The organism is Agromyces mariniharenae, from assembly GCF_008122505.1.
Taxonomy (GTDB): Bacteria; Actinomycetota; Actinomycetes; order Actinomycetales; family Microbacteriaceae; genus Agromyces; species Agromyces mariniharenae.
This window is the reverse complement of the sequence record NZ_VSSB01000001.1, coordinates 2,738,724-2,757,360: the sequence shown is the minus strand read 5'-3', so window position 1 is coordinate 2,757,360 and position 18,637 is coordinate 2,738,724. Positions and strand designations below refer to the sequence as shown.

19 protein-coding genes and 1 tRNA gene are annotated in these 18,637 nt (G+C 71.0%); 10 read left to right on the top strand and 10 right to left on the bottom strand.

The genetic code is table 11. The features are described from left to right. Positions 1–72: 72 nt before the first annotated feature. Positions 73–753 (bottom strand): response regulator transcription factor, encoded by a 681-nt coding sequence (locus FYC51_RS12760; protein WP_148733946.1) that lies wholly within the window; start codon positions 751–753, stop codon positions 73–75. Next, positions 750–2,036, bottom strand: coding sequence for a sensor histidine kinase (locus FYC51_RS12755; protein WP_148733945.1), 1,287 nt, complete (start codon positions 2,034–2,036; stop codon positions 750–752). The genes FYC51_RS12760 and FYC51_RS12755 overlap by 4 nt, the downstream gene beginning before the upstream one ends. Before the next feature lie 200 nt (positions 2,037–2,236). On the opposite strand from FYC51_RS12755, the gene phoU reads away from it, so the two are divergent. Further along, the gene (gene phoU / locus FYC51_RS12750; protein WP_148733944.1) at positions 2,237–2,890 is read left to right on the top strand and encodes a phosphate signaling complex protein PhoU; all 654 of its coding nucleotides are present in this window, start codon (positions 2,237–2,239) and stop codon (positions 2,888–2,890) included. 129 nt (positions 2,891–3,019) lie between these two features. Here the strand turns inward: phoU and FYC51_RS12745 are convergent, their stop codons facing one another. Further along, positions 3,020–3,766 carry a phosphoglyceromutase gene (locus FYC51_RS12745; protein WP_148733943.1) on the bottom strand — a complete coding sequence of 249 codons (747 nt, stop codon included), beginning with the start codon at positions 3,764–3,766 and terminating at the stop codon, positions 3,020–3,022. 108 nt (positions 3,767–3,874) lie between these two features. Here FYC51_RS12745 and FYC51_RS12740 point away from each other — a divergent pair, with 108 nt between their 5' ends. Beyond that, positions 3,875–4,684, top strand: coding sequence for a class I SAM-dependent methyltransferase (locus FYC51_RS12740; RefSeq protein WP_148733942.1), 810 nt, complete (start codon positions 3,875–3,877; stop codon positions 4,682–4,684). Positions 4,685–4,698: 14 nt separating this feature from the next. Here the strand turns inward: FYC51_RS12740 and FYC51_RS12735 are convergent, their stop codons facing one another. The 4 genes from FYC51_RS12735 to FYC51_RS12720 form a co-directional block, all read right to left on the bottom strand. Beyond that, positions 4,699–5,715, bottom strand: a complete 1,017-nt coding sequence (locus tag FYC51_RS12735; RefSeq protein ID WP_187432612.1) for an FUSC family protein — start codon at positions 5,713–5,715, stop codon at positions 4,699–4,701. Between the two features lie 59 nt (positions 5,716–5,774). Further along, positions 5,775–6,932, bottom strand: a complete 1,158-nt coding sequence (gene ygfZ / locus FYC51_RS12730; RefSeq protein WP_148733940.1) for a CAF17-like 4Fe-4S cluster assembly/insertion protein YgfZ — start codon at positions 6,930–6,932, stop codon at positions 5,775–5,777. Continuing rightward, positions 6,932–7,540 (bottom strand): nitrobindin family protein, encoded by a 609-nt coding sequence (locus FYC51_RS12725; protein WP_148733939.1) that lies wholly within the window; start codon positions 7,538–7,540, stop codon positions 6,932–6,934. Before FYC51_RS12725 ends, ygfZ begins: the two co-directional genes overlap by 1 nt. A gap of 138 nt (positions 7,541–7,678) precedes the next feature. Next, positions 7,679–7,993 carry a hypothetical protein gene (locus FYC51_RS12720; protein ID WP_148733938.1) on the bottom strand — a complete coding sequence of 105 codons (315 nt, stop codon included), beginning with the start codon at positions 7,991–7,993 and terminating at the stop codon, positions 7,679–7,681. A gap of 78 nt (positions 7,994–8,071) precedes the next feature. On the opposite strand from FYC51_RS12720, the gene FYC51_RS12715 reads away from it, so the two are divergent. The 7 genes from FYC51_RS12715 to pstB all read left to right on the top strand — a co-directional run bounded on the left by FYC51_RS12715 (position 8,072) and on the right by pstB (position 16,167). Further along, positions 8,072–8,764, top strand: coding sequence for a response regulator transcription factor (locus tag FYC51_RS12715; protein ID WP_148733937.1), 693 nt, complete (start codon positions 8,072–8,074; stop codon positions 8,762–8,764). A 67-nt stretch (positions 8,765–8,831) separates the two neighbouring features. Continuing rightward, complete coding sequence (locus tag FYC51_RS12710) at positions 8,832–11,006, top strand: RNA degradosome polyphosphate kinase (protein WP_148733936.1); 2,175 nt, start codon at positions 8,832–8,834, stop codon at positions 11,004–11,006. After that, a complete protein-coding gene (locus FYC51_RS12705; RefSeq protein WP_148733935.1) occupies positions 11,003–11,938 on the top strand; it encodes an NUDIX hydrolase in 936 nt (311 codons plus the stop codon). The genes FYC51_RS12710 and FYC51_RS12705 overlap by 4 nt, the downstream gene beginning before the upstream one ends. A gap of 207 nt (positions 11,939–12,145) precedes the next feature. After that, complete coding sequence (locus tag FYC51_RS12700; protein WP_148733934.1) at positions 12,146–13,237, top strand: phosphate ABC transporter substrate-binding protein PstS; 1,092 nt, start codon at positions 12,146–12,148, stop codon at positions 13,235–13,237. A 98-nt stretch (positions 13,238–13,335) separates the two neighbouring features. Further along, complete coding sequence (pstC, locus tag FYC51_RS12695) at positions 13,336–14,274, top strand: phosphate ABC transporter permease subunit PstC (RefSeq protein WP_148733933.1); 939 nt, start codon at positions 13,336–13,338, stop codon at positions 14,272–14,274. Next, the gene (gene pstA / locus FYC51_RS12690; RefSeq protein WP_148733932.1) at positions 14,274–15,368 is read left to right on the top strand and encodes a phosphate ABC transporter permease PstA; all 1,095 of its coding nucleotides are present in this window, start codon (positions 14,274–14,276) and stop codon (positions 15,366–15,368) included. The genes pstC and pstA overlap by 1 nt, the downstream gene beginning before the upstream one ends. Before the next feature lie 19 nt (positions 15,369–15,387). Continuing rightward, positions 15,388–16,167 carry a phosphate ABC transporter ATP-binding protein PstB gene (gene pstB / locus FYC51_RS12685; protein ID WP_148733931.1) on the top strand — a complete coding sequence of 260 codons (780 nt, stop codon included), beginning with the start codon at positions 15,388–15,390 and terminating at the stop codon, positions 16,165–16,167. Between the two features lie 78 nt (positions 16,168–16,245). Here the strand turns inward: pstB and FYC51_RS12680 are convergent, their stop codons facing one another. The 3 genes from FYC51_RS12680 to FYC51_RS12670 all read right to left on the bottom strand — a co-directional run bounded on the left by FYC51_RS12680 (position 16,246) and on the right by FYC51_RS12670 (position 18,537). Beyond that, positions 16,246–17,133 (bottom strand): aminodeoxychorismate lyase, encoded by an 888-nt coding sequence (locus FYC51_RS12680; RefSeq protein ID WP_148733930.1) that lies wholly within the window; start codon positions 17,131–17,133, stop codon positions 16,246–16,248. 242 nt (positions 17,134–17,375) lie between these two features. Further along, entirely contained in the window at positions 17,376–18,014 is a 639-nt protein-coding gene (locus FYC51_RS12675; RefSeq protein ID WP_148733929.1) for a DNA-directed RNA polymerase subunit beta, read from the bottom strand. Positions 18,015–18,063: 49 nt separating this feature from the next. Then, positions 18,064–18,537 carry a hypothetical protein gene (locus FYC51_RS12670; protein WP_148733928.1) on the bottom strand — a complete coding sequence of 158 codons (474 nt, stop codon included), beginning with the start codon at positions 18,535–18,537 and terminating at the stop codon, positions 18,064–18,066. 5 nt (positions 18,538–18,542) lie between these two features. Between FYC51_RS12670 and FYC51_RS12665 the strand changes: the two genes are divergently transcribed. Then, positions 18,543–18,617: transfer RNA gene (locus tag FYC51_RS12665), tRNA-Lys, on the top strand. The last annotated feature ends 20 nt before the right edge of the window (positions 18,618–18,637 follow it).

The following is an 18,637-nucleotide window of genomic DNA, read 5'->3' as shown; positions in this document are numbered from 1 at the left end:
AGCGGATGCCGCGGCATCCGTGACGGCGCATGCACGCGCATGCCGTGACCGGCGTGCGAGCGACGCGACCGCCTACGCCTCGAAGCGGTACCCGAGTCCGCGCACGGTGACGAGCTGCACGGGCTCCGACGGCTGGCGCTCGATCTTCGACCGGATGCGCTTGATGTGCACGTCGAGCGTCTTGGTGTCGCCGAAGTAGTCCGAACCCCAGACGCGGTCGATGAGCTGGCCACGCGTGAGCACGCGACCGGGGTTGCGCATGAGCAGCTCGAGCAGCTCGAATTCCTTCAGCGGCATGGCGATGGGGTCGCCGTCGACCTCGACCGTGTGCCGGTCGACGTCCATGCGCACGCGCCCGCCCTCGAGGATCGCCTCGTCGAAGTCCTCGACCTCGAGCCGTCGTCGCAGTACCGCCCGGATGCGCGCCAGGAGCTCGCGCGTCGAGTACGGCTTCGTGACGTAGTCGTCGGCGCCGAGCTCGAGCCCCACGACGATGTCGATCTCGGAATCCTTCGCCGTGAGCATGATGATCGGCACGGTCGAGCGGGAGCGGAGCTCGCGGCACACCTCGGTGCCCGGCAGGCCGGGCAGCATGAGGTCGAGCAGCACGAGGTCGGCGCCGCGCTGGTCGAACGCGGTGATGGCCGACGGGCCGTCGTCGGCGACCTCCACCTCGTAGCCCTCGCGCTCGAGCAGGAAGCTGAGCGGGTCGCTGAGGGCGATCTCGTCCTCGACGAGCAGGATACGGGTCACGTGCGGTCTCCTCGGTCAGGGGTGGCGACGCGCGTCGCCGGCTCGGTCGCGCGGGACGAACGTCGTGCGCCGCGCTTGGGCTTGCCGGCGGAGGCCGGTGGGACCTGGGATGCGGCGTGCTCGCGCCGCGCGTCGTCGCCGTCGGGCTCGGGCTCGGGCGCCGTCTCGGCGACCGGGAGCCGGATCATGAACGTCGAGCCGCGCCCCGGCTTGGACCACACGCGCACGTCGCCGCCGTGGTTCTGCACGGTGTGCTTCACGATGCTGAGGCCGAGGCCGGAGCCGCCCGTGTTGCGGGCGCGCGCCTGGTCGACCCGGTAGAAGCGCTCGAAGATGCGGTCGAGCTCCTCGCCGTCGATGCCGATGCCCTGGTCGGTGATGGCGATCTCGACCGTCCCGTCGCTCACCTTGGCGCCGACGCCCACGCGGCCGCCCTCGTTCGAGTAGGCGACGGCGTTCGAGACGAGGTTGTGCACGGCGACGACCATGAGCGCGCGGTCGCCGTAGACCTGCGCCTTCGTGGACGCCTTCACCGCGATGTCGACGTGCTTGGCCGCCGCGACGACGCGGTTCTGGTCGACCGCCGCGGCGATGACCTCGTCGACGGGCACCAGCACGTCGGGCCGCAGCGCATCCCGCGCCTGCAGCCGGGACAGCTCGATGACCTCGCTCGTGATGTGCGCGAGCCGCGCCGCCTCGACCGAGAGCCGGCCGGCGAACCGGCGCACCTGCTCGGGCTCGTCGGCCGCATGGTCGAGCGCCTCGGCGAGCAGGCTCACCGACGCGATGGGCGTCTTCAGCTCGTGGCTGATGTTCGCCACGAAGTCGCGTCGCACCTCGTCGAGGCGGTGCGCCTCGGTGCGGTCCTCGGCGAGCAGCAGGATGAACCGGGTGCCGAGCCGGGCGACCCGCACCTGGAGGCGCATGGTCGACTCGCCGTAGGGCCCGCGCGCGACGTCGAGCTCCTCCGCCATGGTCTCCCCCGAGCGGCGCACGAGGCCGACGAGCTCGACGAGCTCGGGATGCGTGAGGTGCGACTGGCGCACGAGGCCCATCGCGAGGGCACCGGGCGACGCCTTCAGCACGTTGTTCGACGGATCGAGCACGACGCCCGCGGACTCCAGCACTTCGAGCACCTGGTCGATCCCGTCGGGAACGGTCGGCGCGACCACGCGGGCGGCGCTCGAACCGCGGCGCTCGGCCACGTGCAGCACGATCATGAAGGCGGCACCGAGGAAGATGCCGAAGGCCAGTGCCGTGAGCACCAACCACATGGAGTCCATGGCATCACCATAACCAGTCCGAGCGGATGCTCCGCCCGCACCGACGGCGACCGTCCCGAGGTTACGGCGGTAGGTTAACGAGTGTTCAGGGTCAGGGCACCTGTTGTTCACCTCCCGCAGGGAGGATGCCAGAGGCCGGATTCGACCGGTGCGTCCGCGCGCGCTCAGGCGCGGGATCGAGCAGCAAAGGATTTCGTTACATGCGTGAGGTGTTCCAGCAGGAACTGCGCGAGGTGCAGGACCGACTCGTGGAGATCGCCGAGCTCGTCGCGATCTCGATCGACAAGGCGACGCGGGCGTTCAACGAGTCCGACGTGAGCCTCGCCGAGGAGGTCATCGCCGAGGATCCGCGCATCGACCAGGCGACCGTCGCACTCGACGAGCTCGCGATCACGATCCTCGCGCGGCAGCAGCCCGTCGCCCGCGACCTCCGGATCGTCGTGAGCGCGCTGCGCATCAGCGCCTCGCTCGAGCGCATGGGCGACCTGTCGACGCACATCTCGCAGCTCGCCCGCTACCGCTTCCCCGACAAGGTCGTGCCGAAGTCGCTCCGCTCGACCTTCGCCGAGATGGGGGCGCTCGACGTCGAGATCGCGAACAAGCTCACCTCCCTGCTCCGCAGCGAGGACGTGCAGCTCGCCGAGGAGATCCGCAACGAGGACGACAAGGTCGACGCGCTGCACCTCTCGGTGTTCGACAAGGTGCTCGGCGAGAAGTGGAAGGGCGAGGCCGTCGACACGGTCGACGCGACCCTGGCGAGCCGCTACCACGAGCGCTTCGCCGACCACGCCGTCGCGATCGCGAAGATGGTGCAGTACCTCGCGACCGGCGACTGGGACCAGTCGGCGGCCTGACCCGGGCCCGGTCGTCGAGGAGCGCGCCGCGCAGCGGCACGCGTATCGAGACGCCTCGACCACCTCGAGACACGCGAAGGGCGGAGGATGCCGCATCCTCCGCCCTTCGGCGTTCCCGTGCGACCCGGGTTACTTCTTGCCCTGCGCGGCGACCGCGGCCGCACCGGCGGCGGCCGCCTCGGGGTCGAGGTAGCGTCCGGGAGCGAGCGGCATGAAGTCGTCGCCCAGCTCGTAGACGAGCGGGATGCCGGTGGGGATGTTGAGCTCGGCGATGTCCTCGTCGGAGATGCCGTCGAGGTGCTTCACGAGCGCGCGCAGCGAGTTGCCGTGCGCGGTGACGAGCACGACCTTGCCGGCGGCGAGGTCGGGGATGATGTCGGTCTCCCAGTACGGCAGCATGCGCGCGATGACGTCCTTCAGGCACTCGGTGCGAGGCAGTTCGTCGTCGGAGAGCTCGGCGTATCGGGGATCGCCGACCTGCGACCACTCGGCGTCGTCGGGGAGCGGGGGCGGCGGCACGTCGAACGAGCGACGCCAGAGCTGGAACTGCTCAGGCCCGTACTTCTCGAGCGTCTCGGCCTTGTCGAGGCCCTGCAGCGCGCCGTAGTGGCGCTCGTTGAGCCGCCACGACCGGCGCACGGGGATCCACGCCCGGTCGGCGACGTCGAGCGCGATGTTCGCGGTCTGGATCGCGCGCGTGAGCACCGAGGTGTGCTGCACGTCGGGCAGCACGCCCTGCTCGACGAGGAGCTCGCCGGCGCGGTTCGCCTCCTCGGTGCCGATGTCGCTGAGCCGCACGTCGACCCAGCCGGTGAACAGGTTCTTCTGGTTCCATTCGCTGTTGCCGTGGCGCAGCAGCACGAGCGTGTGAGGCATGGGGAACAGCCTAGCCGGGGCGGCATCCGCGCCCATGCCGCGTTTCGTCCGGCGACGCACGCCGCCGCGGGCGCGGGAGGCCGCCGCGGTGCTGCGAGACTTGAGGTCATGCCCGTCGGATCGATCACCCGCGGCACGACGAACACCAACCGCCTGCGCCGCGTGGACCGATGGATCGGCGAGCAGGCCGCGCTCCGTCACGCCGCCGACCCGTTCGTGGTCGACCTCGGGTACGGCGCGAGCGGCGTCACGACGTTCGAGCTCGCCGCGCGGCTCACGAGGACGCGTCCCGACGTCGAGGTGCTCGGGCTCGAGATCGATCCCGAGCGCGTGCGCGCCGCGCGCGAGCAGCTCGAGCGCACCCGCGCAGGCGACGGCCACTTCCCGGCCGACCTGCCGGTCGCGTTCGGGCTCGGCGGGTTCGAGGTCCCGACGCCGGGCGGCCGCCGGCCCGCGGTCATCCGGGCCTTCAACGTGCTGCGCCAGTACGACGAGACGCAGGTCGCCGACGCGTGGCGGCGCATGGCCGAGCGACTGGCGCCCGGCGGCCTGCTCGTCGAGGGCACGTGCGACGAGCTCGGCCGCGTCGCGAGCTGGGTCGGGGTCACGGCGGCGGGCCCGCGCACCTTCACCATCAGCCTGCGCCGCTCGGGCCTCGAGGCGCCGTCGATCGTCGCGGAGCGCCTGCCGAAGGCGCTCATCCACCGGAACGTGCCCGGCGAGCGCATCCACGAACTCCTCACCGCGTTCGACCTCGCCTGGCGCATCCATGCGCCGATGTCGGTCTACGGCCCGTCCCAGCGGTGGATCGCCGCGGTCGCGACGCTCCGGCACGAGGGCTGGCACGTCATCGGCGGCCCGAGGCGCACCCGCCTCGGCGAGCTCACGCTGCCGTGGGAGGCGGTCGCGCCGGGCTGACGGATGCCGCGTGCTCAGTCCGCCGGCAGCAGCGATCGTGCCGCGTCGAGCTCGAGCCCCGTGGCGGTGAGCAGGTCGACGAGGTAGGGCCGCAGCGCCGTGATCGTGTTCCGGTCGCCGACCGGGCCGTCGGGCAGGATCGCGGCCGGGTCGAGGTGCCGGGCGATCTCGGAGAAGGCCTGTCGTGCGACCGGCTGCGCCGAGACGTCGCGCAGCGAGTCGGCGAGCAGGGCGAGGGCCGTCGCGATGCGCGCGTGCACGTCGGCGATCTCGGGCCGCGGGCGCCCGTCGCGCAGCACCCACTCGATGCGCCGCGCGATGATGCGGAGGTTCCGCGTGGCGAGGTCGAGGCCCGAGCACATCACGAGCAGCCGCTCGAGGTCGAACCGCGACCGGCGCACGAAGGGCGACACGCGCGCGATCGCGAGTCCGGAGTCGACCGACGCGGTCCACGACTCCACGAGGGGCTGCGTGGCCCGGGCGCGGGAGAGCGCCCGGCCCGCGGCATCCGTGCGTCCTGCCCGGAGCGCGTCGGCGAGCTCGCCCAGCACGCCGACGTGCTCGTCGATGAGGCGTCGACCGTCGCGAACCGCGGTGCGGCGGGGGTCGCGCGGGATGATCGCGGTCGCCGCGAGCGCGAACGCACCGCCGACCACGGCGTCGAGCGTGCGCACGAACGGGCCGCCCGCGGGGGCCGGCACGAGCATGACGAGGGAGCACTGCACGGCGGCGGCGATGGCGAACGCGGCGTTCGCCGAGACGAGCCGCGCGACGGCGAGTGTCAGGGCGAGCGCGGCGCCGTACTGCAGCAGTCCTGGGCTGGCGGCGAGCAGCAGCACCTCGGCGAGCGCGATGCCGAGCGTCATCGCGACGACCGTCTCGAGCACGCGGATCGGGCGGGCGTCGCGCACGAAGCCGAGCGCCGTGATCGCGACGATCGCGGCGATGAGCGGCTCGTCGTGGCCGAGCACGTACACGGCGAAGGCGTACGCCGCCACCGCCGTGACCGTGACCTGCAGAATGGCGGGCACCGAGTCGCGGAGCCGCCGGGACCCGTCCGCGAGACGCGCGGAGAGCCCGGCGGCGGCGCTCACTTCCGGACGCCGAGCCGGGGCAGTCGTGGCACGTCGACCGCGGCACTGGCGTCGGCCGGCACGATCTCGACCTGCGCGGCGGCCACGTCGATGCCGTGGCTCTCGACGATGAGCGGCAGGTCGGCGGGCACGGCGCGCTTCACCACGGCGAGCGCCACCGGGCCGAGCTCGTGGTGCATGGCGCTCGACGTGATGCGGCCGACGGGCCGGCGCTCGGGCTCCTCGCCCTCGGCGGGCTCTGGGCGCGCCTTCTCGCCGACGACCAGGTCGCCGCGCGCGGGCAGCACCGTGTCGCTGCCGTCGAGGTGCAGCAGCACGAGCCGGCGCGGCGGCCGCCCGAGGTTCAGCACCTTGGCCACCGTCTCCTGGCCCTTGTAGCAGCCCTTGCCGAGGTCGACGGCGCTGCGCAGCCAGTCGAGCTCGTGCGGGATGGTCTTCTCGTCGACCTCCGACGCGAGCCGCGGGCGCCACGCCGCGATGCGCAGCGCCTCGGCGGCGAGCGATCCGGCGACGGGCACTCGGCCCGCGCGCACGGCGTCGGCCGCGACGGACAGCTGCTCGCGCGGCACGATCCGCTCGATCCAGTGCCACTCGGATGCCGGGTGGCCGGCGTCGGGCGCGTAGCGGTGGGCGGTCGGCGCGGGCTCGCTCCACGGGTCGGTCCAGTCGAGGGGCACGCCGTTCGGGGCGGACGCGGGCAACGCGGCATCCAGCGCGGCGACGGATGCCGCGGCGACGACGCCGAACTCGGCCGAGCGGTCGGCGACCTCGACCCGCAGCATGAAGCGCATGCGGTCGAGGAAGGCGGCCAGCGGCGCGGCATCCGACCCCTCGACGACGAGCCAGGTGGTCTCGCCGTCGTCGACGACGTGGGCGTCGTGCTCGATGTGGCCGGCCGCGTCGAGGAAGAGTGCCTCCGCGGAGGCGCCGGGCGCGAGGCGGTCGAGCGCCTGGCTCGCCATGGAGTGCAGCCAGCTCAGCCGGTCGGGCCCCGTGACGGTGAGGACGCCGCGGTCGGAGACGTCGACGATCGCCTCGCCGCGCTCGAGCCGTCGCTGCTCGACGATCGGGTTGCCGTAGTGGCCGGGCACGCCCTCGTCGATGCCCTCGGCGGGCACCGCGCCGTCGAGGGCCAGGAACGGCGAGCCCGACATCAGTCGACCTTCGCGAGTCGCGCGGAGGCGTGCGTGCGCAGGTCCTGGCCGAGCGCGGCCATGTCCCACGCCCAGAGCAGGTGCCCCTCGACGAGGCCGTAGAGGCGCGTCGCCGCGGCGTAGTCCTTGGCGCCCGCCGTGCGCATCACCGCGTCGGTGGCGAGGTCGATGCGCGGGCCCTTCACCTGGCCGAGGTAGAGCTCGGCGACGCCGCCGGGGTGCACGAGCGACACCTCGAGGTCGAAGCCGCCGTCGGCGTTGCGGAGCGTCTCGACGGACTCTGCGTCGGGGTACTCGGGGTCGCCCACCGCGGGGAGCAGGCCGGGACCGACGTCGCCCGTGCCGAGCTCGCGCTCGATGCGCCAGTAGCCGGTCTCGGTTGCGAGCGGCTTGGGGTCGCCGTCGGGCTCGTCGGGGAAGAGCCAGGTGTACGACGTGTAGTTGAGGTGCGGCAGCCCGTCGTGGCTGAAGCTCACGCGCTGCCCGAACTCGTGGGTGACCGACTCGTCGCCCACCTTGTAGTCGATGACGCCCGAACCCTCCCAGACCCCGATGAGCCAGGAGAGCGGGACGAGCTCGGCCGGAAGGTCGACGGGAAGCTCGATCATGCGATCAGCGCTGCCCCTTGAAGAGCTTGTAGACGACGACGCCGCTGATCCACGCGATCGCGAGGCTGGCCAACCCGAGCAGGCCGATGAAGAGGAGTTCGAGGGCGAGCAGCTGCGACATGGTCCGAGTCTACCCGCTCACCCGAGGGCCGACGGCGCCACCGCGAGGGCGGCCAGGGCGACGATCACGGCCGCGCCGGCCACGCTCGCGCTCGCCCGCGTGACGTAGCCGCTCGGTCGTCGCGTCGCCAGCTGCACGACGAGCGCGCCGAGCACGGATGCCGCGAAGACGATGCCGAGCGCGCCGTACACGCCGAGCGACCGGGGGTCGTCGAACCAGGCCCCCGAGCCCGAGTACGCGAGCGAGACGACGACGATCGAGCCGACCGCCGCGATGATCCACACGAGCACGATCCCGGGCCATCCGCCCCGCGTCTCCGAACCCGCCTGCATCGCAATCCCCGTTCGCCTCGCACAGCCGATGTCCGGCGTCACGTAGTATTGACCGCACCTTACTACTGGAGGGTGTGCGTGGCGCAGCTGCTGATCCTGTCGCCGGCGGCCAACGATGACGTTCTCCCGGCTCTGTCACTCCTGACTCACCGCGTGCGGATCATCCCCGCATCGCCTGAGCAGCTGGTCAGGGCGCCCGAATCCGATCTCGTCCTCCTCGACGCGCGCACCAACCTCGCCGGCGCGAAGGCGCTCTCGCAGATCCTGCGCACCACCGGACTCTCCGTCCCGCTCCTCCTCATCGTCACCGAGGGCGGGCTCACGGCCGTCACGCCCGACTGGGGCATCGACGACGTCGTGCTCGTCGACGCCGGCCCCGCCGAGGTCGACGCGCGCATCCGGTTGGCCCTCGGCCGCGCGCAGTCGAACCAGCCCTCCGAGCGCATCCAGACCTCCGGCGTCGTCATCGACGAGGCGAGCTACTCGGCCAAGGTGCACGGCCGCACGCTCGACCTCACCTACAAGGAGTTCGAGCTGCTCCGCTTCCTCGCGGCGCATCCCTCGCGCGTGTTCACCCGCGAGCAGCTGCTCAGCGAGGTGTGGGGCTACGACTACTTCGGCGGCACGCGCACGGTCGACGTGCACGTGCGGCGCCTGCGTGCGAAGCTCGGCGACCTCGACAGCCTCATCGGCACGGTGCGCAACGTGGGCTACCGATTCAACGTCCACGAGGAGGACGACCAGGGAGCGACGACCGTCAGCACCCGCTGACGTCGGCGTCACGAGCCGTTCACACGGTCCTCACCCCCGGTGACGTGCCCAGTGGCATGATGTTGGGATGACGGACGCCGCCCTCGACGAAGACCGCACCGCCAGCGACTTCGACGACGACTTCGAGCCCTTCGACATCGAGGGCGCGCCCGAGCTGCCCGCCGAGCGGTACCTCGACCGCGAGCTCAGCTGGCTCGCGTTCAACCAGCGCGTGCTCGAGCTCGCCGAGGACCCGCGCCTCCCCGTGCTCGAGCGCGCCAACTTCCTCGCGATCTTCGCGTCGAACCTCGACGAGTTCTTCATGGTGCGGGTCGCCGGCCTGAAGCGCCGCATCAACACGGGACTCGCCGTGCCCACCAACGTCGGGCGCGCGCCGATCGACGTGCTGAGCGATATCTCGCGCAAGGCGCACGAGCTGCAGGAGCGGCACGCCGCGGCATACCAGGAGCTCGTGAAGCCGGCGCTCGCGGAGGCCGGCATCCGCATCGTGACCTGGGCCGAGCTCGGAGAGCGCGAGCGCGAGCACCTGCACGGGTACTTCTCCCGGCAGATCTTCCCCGTGCTGATGCCGCTGGCGGTCGACCCGGCGCATCCGTTCCCCTATATCTCCGGCCTCTCGCTCAACCTCTCGGTGCGCGTGCGCAACAGCCGCAGCGGCCGCCAGGAGTTCGCCCGCGTGAAGGTGCCGCAGATGCTGCCGCGCTTCGTGCAGGTCGACCCCGACGAGTCCATCGAGGACGGTCGCTGGATCGCCCTGGAGGAGCTCATCGCGAACCACCTCGAGGACCTCTTCCCCGGCATGGAGATCGTGGAGCACCACGTGTTCCGCGTGACCCGCAACGAGGACGTCGAGATCGAGGAGGACGAGACCGAGAACCTCATCAAGGCGCTCGAGAAGGAGCTCCTGCGGCGTCGCTTCGGCCCGCCGATCCGCCTCGAGATCACCGACGACATGGACGAGGTGACGCTCGGCCTGCTCGTGCGCGAGCTCGACATCTCCGACCAGGAGGTCTACCGGCTCCCCGCGCCGCTCGACCTCGGCGGCCTGTTCGACCTCGCGCGGATCGACCGCCCCGACCTGCACTACCCGCCGCGCGTGCCGACGACGAACGCCCTGCTGCAGCCGACCGAGCCGAACCTCGATGCCGACATCTTCAAGGCCGTCTCCCGTCGCGACGTGCTGCTGCACCACCCGTACGAGTCGTTCTCGACGAGCGTCGTGGCGTTCCTCGAGCAGGCCGCGGCCGATCCCGACGTGCTCGCCATCAAGCAGACGCTCTACCGCACGTCGGGCGACAGCCCCATCGTCGAGGCGCTCATCGACGCGGCCGAGTCGGGCAAGCAGGTGCTCGCCCTCGTCGAGATCAAGGCGCGCTTCGACGAGGCGGCGAACATCACGTGGGCGCGCAAGCTCGAGAAGGCCGGCGTGCACGTGGTCTACGGCCTCGTCGGCCTGAAGACGCACTGCAAGCTCGCGCTCGTCATCCGCCAGGAGAAGGACGGGCTGCGCCACTACAGCCACATCGGCACGGGCAACTACAACCCGAAGACGAGCCGCATCTACGAGGACCTCGGCCTGCTCACGGCCGACGACCAGGTCGGCAAGGACCTCACCCGCCTGTTCAACGAGCTCTCGGGCTACGCCATCGAGAAGAAGTTCAAGCGCCTGCTCGTCGCCCCGCTGCACCTGCGCAAGGGGCTGCTCAAGCTCATCGCGGGCGAGATGCGCAACGCCGAGGCCGGCCGGCCGGCGCGCATCCGCATCAAGGTGAACTCGATCGTCGACGAGGCGATCATCGACGCGCTGTACCGCGCCTCGAACGCGGGCGTGCCGGTCGACATCTGGGTCCGCGGCATCTGCAGCCTGCGACCGGGCATCCCGGGGCTGAGCGAGAACATCCGGGTGCGCTCGATCCTCGGCCGCTACCTCGAGCATTCGCGGGTGTTCTCGTTCCACAACGACGGCGACCCGCAGGTCTACATCGGGTCGGCCGACATGATGCATCGCAACCTCGACCGTCGCGTCGAGGCGCTCGTGCGACTCGTCGACCCCGACCACCTCGCCGAGATCGAGTCGCAGTTCGACCAGGCGATGGACGAGCGCACCAGCTCGTGGTGGCTCGACAGCTCGGGCGAGTGGATCCGGCACTCGGTCGACGAGGCGGGGCATCCGCTCGACGACATGCAGGCGCGGCTCATGCAGCGGACGGGCCAGCGCACCCGCACGGGGAAGCGCCGTTGACGACCGCGATCTACGCCGCCGGCGCGGTCTGCTGGCGGATCATCGACGGGCGGATCCACGTGCTCGTCGTGCACCGCACGGTGTACGGCGACGTCACGATCCCGAAGGGCAAGGTCGATCCGGGCGAGTCGCTCCCCCGCACCGCCGTGCGCGAGATCGCCGAGGAGACCGGCCTCGAGGTCGCGCTCGGCGTGCCGCTCGGCATCTCGCGGTATCCGCTGCCCAGCGGCCGCGAGAAGATCGTGCACTACTGGGCCGCCGAGGTGAGCGAGAAGGCGGTGCAGCGCTCGACCTTCAAGCCGAACGCCGAGATCGCCGCGCTCGAATGGGTCACCATCAAGCGCGCCCGCACGTACCTCAGCTACGAGCCCGACGTCGAGATCCTCGAGAACTTCGCCAAGCTGGTCGACCAGGGCGTGACGTCGACGTTCGCCCTCCTGCTCGTGCGCCACGGCAAGGCCGTCGGGCGCAGCGGCTGGAAGGACGCGGATGCCGCGCGACCGCTCGTCGAGCGCGGCGTGCAGCAGGCCGCCGCGATGGTCGACACCGTCACCGCATGGGCGCCGAAGCGGATCGTCTCCTCGCCCGCGGTGCGGTGCATCACGACGGTCGCGCCGCTCGCCGCCGCGACGGGCATGACGATCAAGCGTGAAGAGGGCATCAGCCAGGAGGCCTGGGAGACGGGCCACGACGAGGTGCGCCGCGTGGTCGGCAAGCGCGTCCGCGCGGGCAAGACGGCGGTGCTCTGCAGCCACGGCCCCGTGCTTCCCGAGATCATCCGAGAGATCGCCCTCGCGACGGGCACCCCGCTCGGCTCCTACGTGACGGATGCGGCGGGGCTCGAGCCCGGCGCGTTCAGCGTCGTGCACCTGAGCGCCACGAACTCGGGCTCGGGCCTCATCGCGATCGAGACGCACGCGCCGAGGGCGTGACGCGCACCGTCACGGCCCCCTGCGAACGCCGGCCGCCCGGGCGGTCCTCGCGGAAACCACCGCCCATCTGGGGCATCCGGAGCCGACAAGTCTCGTTCACCTCCCGTTTACCGTCGTGGCGGAAGCTCGTAAGGCGCGAGTCCTAGCGTCGCAGGCGGGTCGGCACCCGGCCCACACCCTGCAATCAGAACCCCGGAAGGGAATCACGTGAACCTCAAGCGTTTCGGCGTGCCCGCCGTCATCGCCGTCACCGCGGCGATCGCGCTCAGCTCCTGCGCCTCGAACGAGGGCGCCGCTGCGCCCTCTGAGTCGGCCTCGTCGCTCTCGGGCAACCTCGTCGGCGCCGGCGCGTCCTCGCAGGACGCCGCCCAGCAGGCCTGGATCGCCGCGTTCCAGACGGCGAACCCCGACGTCACGATCGACTACGACCCCTCGGGCTCGGGCGCGGGCCGCGAGACCTTCCTCGAGGGCGCCAGCGACTTCGCCGGTTCCGACCGCGCGTTCAACGACGAGGAGATCGGCGCCGGCGGCTTCGCCAAGTGCGCGCCCGACACCGACATCGTCGAGCTCCCCGTCTACATCTCCCCGATCGCCGTGATCTTCAACGTCGAGGGCGTGGACACGCTCGACCTCGACGCGGCGACCGTCGCGGGCATCTTCGCCGGCACGATCACCCAGTGGAACGACCCGGCGATCGCCGACCAGAACCCCGACGCGACGCTGCCCGACCAGGCGATCACCCCGGTGCACCGCTCCGACGACTCGGGCACGACCGAGAACTTCACGGACTACCTGTCCGCCACCGCCCCCGACGTGTGGACCTTCGAGCCCGACGGCGTGTGGCCGCTCGAGAGCGGCGAGGGCGCGCAGGGCACCTCGGGCGTCGTCGACGCGGTGACCAACGGCACCGGCACCATCGGCTACGCCGACGCGTCGCGCGCCGGCGACCTCGGCACGGTGTCGATCAAGGTCGGCGACGAGTACGTCGCGTACTCGCCCGAGGCCGCCGCTGCGGTCGTCGACGCCTCGCCGCTCGCCGAGGGCCGCTCGGAGGGCGACCTCGCGATCGAGGTCGACCACGCGACCGAGGAAGCCGGCGTCTACCCGATCATCCTCGTGAGCTACCTCATCGGCTGCCAGGAGTACGCCGAGTCGGAGAACGTCGAGCTCGTGAAGTCGTACTTCTCGTACGTCGCCAGCCCCGAGGGCCAGGACGACGCGGCCGAGGCCGCCGGCTCCGCCCCGATCTCCGACTCGCTCCGCGAGCAGATCGTCGCGGCGATCGACTCCATCCAGTAAGTGGTCTCGTGCCCGACCCCCGAGGATCGACGGTATCCGACGGGGTCGGGCACGACCATGTCCCCGAACCACCACAGAAACACGAGGGTCAACGCCAGATGAGCACCGCACCCACCGCCATCAAGGCGAAGCAGCGACCCGGTGACCGGGTCTTCTCGGGCTCGGCCGTGTTCGCCGGGTCGATGATCCTCGTCACCCTCGCCGCCGTCGCGATCTTCCTGATCGTCCAGAGCATCCCGGCACTCGTGGCGGACCACGAGGACGCCTCGATCCTCCCCGAGAACTTCTGGTCGTACGTCGGCCCGCTCGTCTTCGGCACCGTGTGGGCCGCCGCCCTCGCCCTGCTCTTCGCCGTGCCGATCTCGATCGGCATCGCGCTGTTCATCTCGCACTACGCACCGCGCCGCCTCGCGTCGGTGCTCGGCTACATCGTCGACCTGCTCGCCGCGGTGCCCTCGGTCGTGTTCGGCCTCTGGGGCATCGGCGTGCTCGCGCCCGCCGTGCAGCCCATCTACTCCTGGCTGGTCGACAACCTCGGCTGGTTCCCGCTCTTCGCCGGCCCCGTCTCGGGCACCGGCCGCACGATCCTCACCGCCGCGCTCGTGCTCGCGGTGATGGTCCTGCCGATCATGACGGCCATCTGTCGCGAGGTCTTCCTGCAGACCCCGGTCCTCCACGAGGAGGCCGCGCTCGCGCTCGGCGCGACCCGCTGGGAGATGATCCGCACGGCGGTGCTGCCCTTCGGTCGCTCCGGCATCGTCTCGGCCTCCGTGCTCGGCCTCGGTCGCGCCCTCGGCGAGACGATGGCCGTCGCCATGGTGCTCTCCGCGACCGGCGCGGTGACCTTCCAGCTCCTCACCTCGGTGAACCCGACCACGATCGCCGCGAACATCGCCCTGAGCTTCCCCGAGGCCTACGGCATGAACGTCAACGTGCTCATCGCGACCGGCCTCATCCTGTTCGTCGTCACCTTCATCGTCAACGCGATCGCCCGCTGGATCGTCAGCCGTCGCAAGGAATTCTCGGGAGCCAACTGATGACCATGACGATGAAGCCCGAGCCGGCCACCGGCACCCCCATCGCCAACTCCCTCACCGCAGGTCGCCTGCCCGCGCCCGTCCCGTGGATCATCCTCGGCACCGCGATCGCCGTGTCCTTCGCCGTCTTCGGCGTGATGGCCCTCGCCGCCGGCACCGGCCTGAACTGGGGCGGCGCGCTCCTCGTGGGCGCCATCCTGTACATCCCGTCGATCTGGCTGTTCTCGATGCTCGTCGAGGGCCGCCGTCGCGCGATGGACCGCCTCGTGACCGCCCTCGTGACGGGCGCGTTCGTGATCGCGATGATCCCGCTCGTGTCGCTCACCATCACGGTGATCACGTTCGGCCTCAACCGCTTCGACCTCGACTTCTTCTCGATGTCGATGCGCAACGTCACCGGCGAGGGCGGCGGCGCGCTGCACGCGATCGTCGGCACGCTCCTCATGACCGGCACCGCCGCGCTCATCTCGATCCCGATCGGGCTCATGACCTCGATCTACCTCGTCGAGTACGGCCGCGGCCGGCTCGCCAGGGGCATCACGTTCCTCGTCGACGTCATGACCGGCATCCCGTCGATCGTCGCCGGCCTCTTCGCCTACGCGCTCTTCGCGATCTTCTGGGGCCCCGGCACCCGCACCGGCATCGCCGGCGCCGTCGCGCTGTCGGTCCTCATGATCCCGGTCGTCGTGCGCTCCAGCGAGGAGATGCTGCGGCTCGTGCCGAACGAGCTGCGCGAGGCGGCGTACGCGCTCGGCGTGCCGAAGTGGCTCACGATCGTGAAGGTCGTGCTCCCCACCTCGATCGCCGGCATCACCACCGGCATCATGATCTCCATCGCCCGCGTCATCGGCGAGACGGCCCCGCTGCTCATCGCGGCGGGCTTCACCGCGAGCATGAACTACAACCTCTTCGACGGCCGGATGTCGTCGCTCCCGGTGTTCGTCTACACGCAGTACGCCAACCAGGGCAATCCGGCCGAGGCCTACCTCGACCGTGCGTGGGCCGCCGCGCTCACCCTGATCCTCATCGTCATGTTGCTCAACCTCATCGCGCGGGTCGTCGCCAAGGCCTTCGCCCCCAAGTTCGGCCGCTGAAACGCCAGATAGGAAACCCGTGTCCAAGCGCATCGAAGTCCGCGATCTCAACGTCTACTACGGCAAGTTCCTCGCCGTCGAGGGCGTGAGCCTCGAGATCGAACCCCGCAGCGTCACCGCCTTCATCGGGCCGTCGGGCTGCGGAAAGTCCACCTTCCTCCGCACGCTCAACCGGATGCACGAGGTCATCCCCGGCGCGCGCGTCGAGGGCGAGGTGCTCATCGACGGCAACAACCTCTACGACCCCGCCGTCGACCCGGTGCTCGTCCGCCGCCAGGTGGGCATGGTGTTCCAGCGCCCGAACCCGTTCCCCACGATGTCGATCCGCGACAACGTGCTCGCGGGCGTCAAGCTGAACAACCGCCGCATCTCGAAGTCCGACGCCGACGACCTCGTCGAGAAGTCGCTGCAGGGCGCGAACCTCTGGAACGAGGTCAAGGACCGCCTCGACCGCCCCGGCTCCGGCCTCTCGGGCGGCCAGCAGCAGCGCCTCTGCATCGCCCGCGCCATCGCGGTGTCGCCCGAGGTCATCCTCATGGACGAGCCGTGCTCGGCCCTCGACCCCATCTCGACGCTCGCGATCGAGGACCTCATCGAGGAGCTGAAGCTGCAGTACACGATCGTGATCGTGACCCACAACATGCAGCAGGCGAGCCGCGTCTCCGACCGGACCGCGTTCTTCAACATCGCCGGCACCGGCAAGCCCGGCAACCTCATCGAGTACGCCGACACGACGACGATCTTCTCGAACCCGTCGGTCAAGGCCACCGAGGACTACGTCTCGGGTCGATTCGGCTGATCGGATGCCGCGTGCGCGGCGTTCGAGGCCCGGGGGCGGCCGTGCGTGCAGCACGGCCGCCCTCGTCGTTCCCGGCGCTCAGTCCCGGGGACTGAGCAGGTACTCGTTGAGGGCGCGGGTCTCGGCGGCGTCGTAGGGCATCGGGGCGCCGTCGAGTTCGGTGATGCCGGCCGCGAGCCGGACGCTCGACACGAGCCACGCGGCATCCGCCGACCGGAGCTCGTCGACGGGGATGTCGCGGTACTCGGTGCGCCGGTCGGTCGCCTCGAGGTGCTCGAAGAGGCTGAGCTGCGTGGTGCCGTGCAGGATCGCGCCCGAGGGCGCGGGCGTCGACCACACGTCGCCGTGGCGCAGGATGACGCTCGACGTGGGCCCCTCCATGACGTAGCCGTCGCTCGTGACGAAGATCGTGTCGTCGGCGCCGTGACGGTGCGCCTCGCGCAGCGCGGCCATGTTCACCGCGTAGCTCAGCGTCTTCGCGCCGAGCAGCAGCCAGGGCGCGCGCTCGGCCGTGCCGCGGTCGTAGCCGCGGTCGAGGGTGACGACGCGGATGCCGCGTTCGCGCGGCGCGCTGAAGTCGGCAGCGGGCGAGACGTGCAGCCAGGCCGTGGGCGCGGGGCCGTGCTCGACGCCGCGGCTCAGCACGAGCTTCAGCGCGAACTCCCCGGTCGCCGGCAGCGCCCCGACGGCGCGGGCGATCGCCGCCTCCCACTGCGCGAGGTTCGGCTCGGGGAGCTCGCAGATGCGCGCCGAGTTGCGGAGTCGTTCGAGGTGCGGGCGGACCTCCTGCGCGTGCCCATCGACGACGCCGATGGTCTCGAAGATGCCGTCGCCGCGCTGCGTCGACAGCTCGCCGACCCGCAGGGCGGGTGCTGAGGCGTCGACCTCTCGGAACGTCCCGTCGACGGCGGTCGCGTCGGCGTCGGCGGCGAGGGGCTCGATGAGCAGGGTGACGGTGTCGGGCATCCTCCGATGCTACGCGGCGCGACGTGCTCTCGAATGCGCACGGATGCCGCGACCGCCGTCTGCGGCGATCGTGATGCGCGGGCCCGGACATGGGAATACCGGGCCGCAGAACGCCTCTCGGCGCGAGGCCGCTCGGAGCGGCGAATATTGGAGCCCGGGGTTACTGCGGCCCGGCACAAAGAGTCTAAACGACGGTCGGGGGTGGTTCATTCCCCGATGCGCGGATCCGGTCGCACGGTGCGTCAGTCGAGCGCGTCGCGCCGCCAGAGCCGCGCGCACGACGTGAACTCATCGGCGAGCTGGGTGAGGCGCAGGGCGCGCTGGGTGAGCTCGGTGGGCCGGTCGGGATGCGCCGCGTCCGCGGCATCCGCATCGTCGGCCAGGCTGGCGAAGCCCGCGGCGACGACCCGGCAGAACGCGGCGGCGCGTTCGAGCGCGACCGCGAAGTCCCCCGTGAAGACGCCGTGCAGGATGCGGTCGGCGAGCTCCTGCACCTCGGTGGGTCCGGCGGGGATGGCGGCGCCCGCGACGACCTGGTCGATCGTGTGCGACACCTCGGTGCCGCGCTGGAAGGCGTGGCTCACGCCGAGCGGATCCTGGCGGATGAGCGTTCGGAGCAGGTAGACGCGCCAGAGCGCACCGGGGAGGCTCTTGGCGGACGACTGCGACCAGAGCTCGGCGATCGCGTCGATGCCGTGCTCGTCGGTGTACGTGATGAGGCGCTGGACGATGACCGGATCGGGGTCCTCACGCACGCGCGACAGGATCGCCGATGCGGTGTCGTGCGCGACGCGGCTCAGCGTCGCCGGGTCGTCGCCGCCAACGAAGCCCTCGAACATGCCGGGCGGGATGCGGGTGGGTCGGTGGTAGTCGGAAGCCATCGCGGCCACGATACTCCTCGCGCCCGAACGCGGACCGGGCGGACCGGGCTCACGTGGCCTCGCCCGCCCGTCGCATGAGCGCGGTGCGCCAGGTCTCGCCCATGCGCTCGTAGGTGACCTTCGCGTGGCAGTTGCGGCACCGCACGTCGCACTTCGCGATCTCGTCCATGACGCGGGCCCACGAGTACCCGTCTTGGACGAGCTTCATCACGTCGGCGCGCTTCGCGACATCGGGGCGATGATCGAAGTCGAGCACCCGAAGGTCGCCTTCGCCGCAGTCGATGCACGGGTTGGCCGCGAGGTACTGGGCGATCGCCTCGAGCGTCGCCCGACGGATCTGCGCCTTGCGCGCCATGATGACCCGGATGTGCGCCTCGCGGTGTTCGGCGTAGTACCGTCGCGCCTTCGCTCGATTGCACGATTTGCAGATGTTCTGCAGCCCGTCGGCTGACGCACGCCGGATGTTGAATTCAGCCAGTGGCCTAGACTGCTGGCAGGCGGAGCAGTGCTTCGTCGTCATCATGGAAAGCCCCCGTAGCTCAGAGGCAGAGCAGCTGACTTTTAATCAGCGGGTCGGGATGTCGGAATTCCCCGGGGGCACCACGGAACGGTGGACGCAAGCC

Excerpts from the sequence above, each read along its gene's own strand:
- FYC51_RS12755 (WP_148733945.1), bottom strand. The coding sequence starts at position 2,036 with ATGGACTCCATGTGGTTGGTGCTCACGGCACTGGCCTTCGGCATCTTC.
- phoU (WP_148733944.1), top strand. The coding sequence starts at position 2,237 with ATGCGTGAGGTGTTCCAGCAGGAACTGCGCGAGGTGCAGGACCGACTC.
- FYC51_RS12745 (WP_148733943.1), bottom strand. The coding sequence starts at position 3,766 with ATGCCTCACACGCTCGTGCTGCTGCGCCACGGCAACAGCGAATGGAAC.
- FYC51_RS12740 (WP_148733942.1), top strand. The coding sequence starts at position 3,875 with ATGCCCGTCGGATCGATCACCCGCGGCACGACGAACACCAACCGCCTG.
- ygfZ (WP_148733940.1), bottom strand. The coding sequence starts at position 6,932 with ATGTCGGGCTCGCCGTTCCTGGCCCTCGACGGCGCGGTGCCCGCCGAG.
- FYC51_RS12725 (WP_148733939.1), bottom strand. The coding sequence starts at position 7,540 with ATGATCGAGCTTCCCGTCGACCTTCCGGCCGAGCTCGTCCCGCTCTCC.
- FYC51_RS12720 (WP_148733938.1), bottom strand. The coding sequence starts at position 7,993 with ATGCAGGCGGGTTCGGAGACGCGGGGCGGATGGCCCGGGATCGTGCTC.
- FYC51_RS12710 (WP_148733936.1), top strand. The coding sequence starts at position 8,832 with ATGACGGACGCCGCCCTCGACGAAGACCGCACCGCCAGCGACTTCGAC.
- pstC (WP_148733933.1), top strand. The coding sequence starts at position 13,336 with ATGAGCACCGCACCCACCGCCATCAAGGCGAAGCAGCGACCCGGTGAC.
- pstA (WP_148733932.1), top strand. The coding sequence starts at position 14,274 with ATGACCATGACGATGAAGCCCGAGCCGGCCACCGGCACCCCCATCGCC.
- FYC51_RS12680 (WP_148733930.1), bottom strand. The coding sequence starts at position 17,133 with ATGCCCGACACCGTCACCCTGCTCATCGAGCCCCTCGCCGCCGACGCC.
- FYC51_RS12675 (WP_148733929.1), bottom strand. The coding sequence starts at position 18,014 with ATGGCTTCCGACTACCACCGACCCACCCGCATCCCGCCCGGCATGTTC.
- FYC51_RS12670 (WP_148733928.1), bottom strand. The coding sequence starts at position 18,537 with ATGATGACGACGAAGCACTGCTCCGCCTGCCAGCAGTCTAGGCCACTG.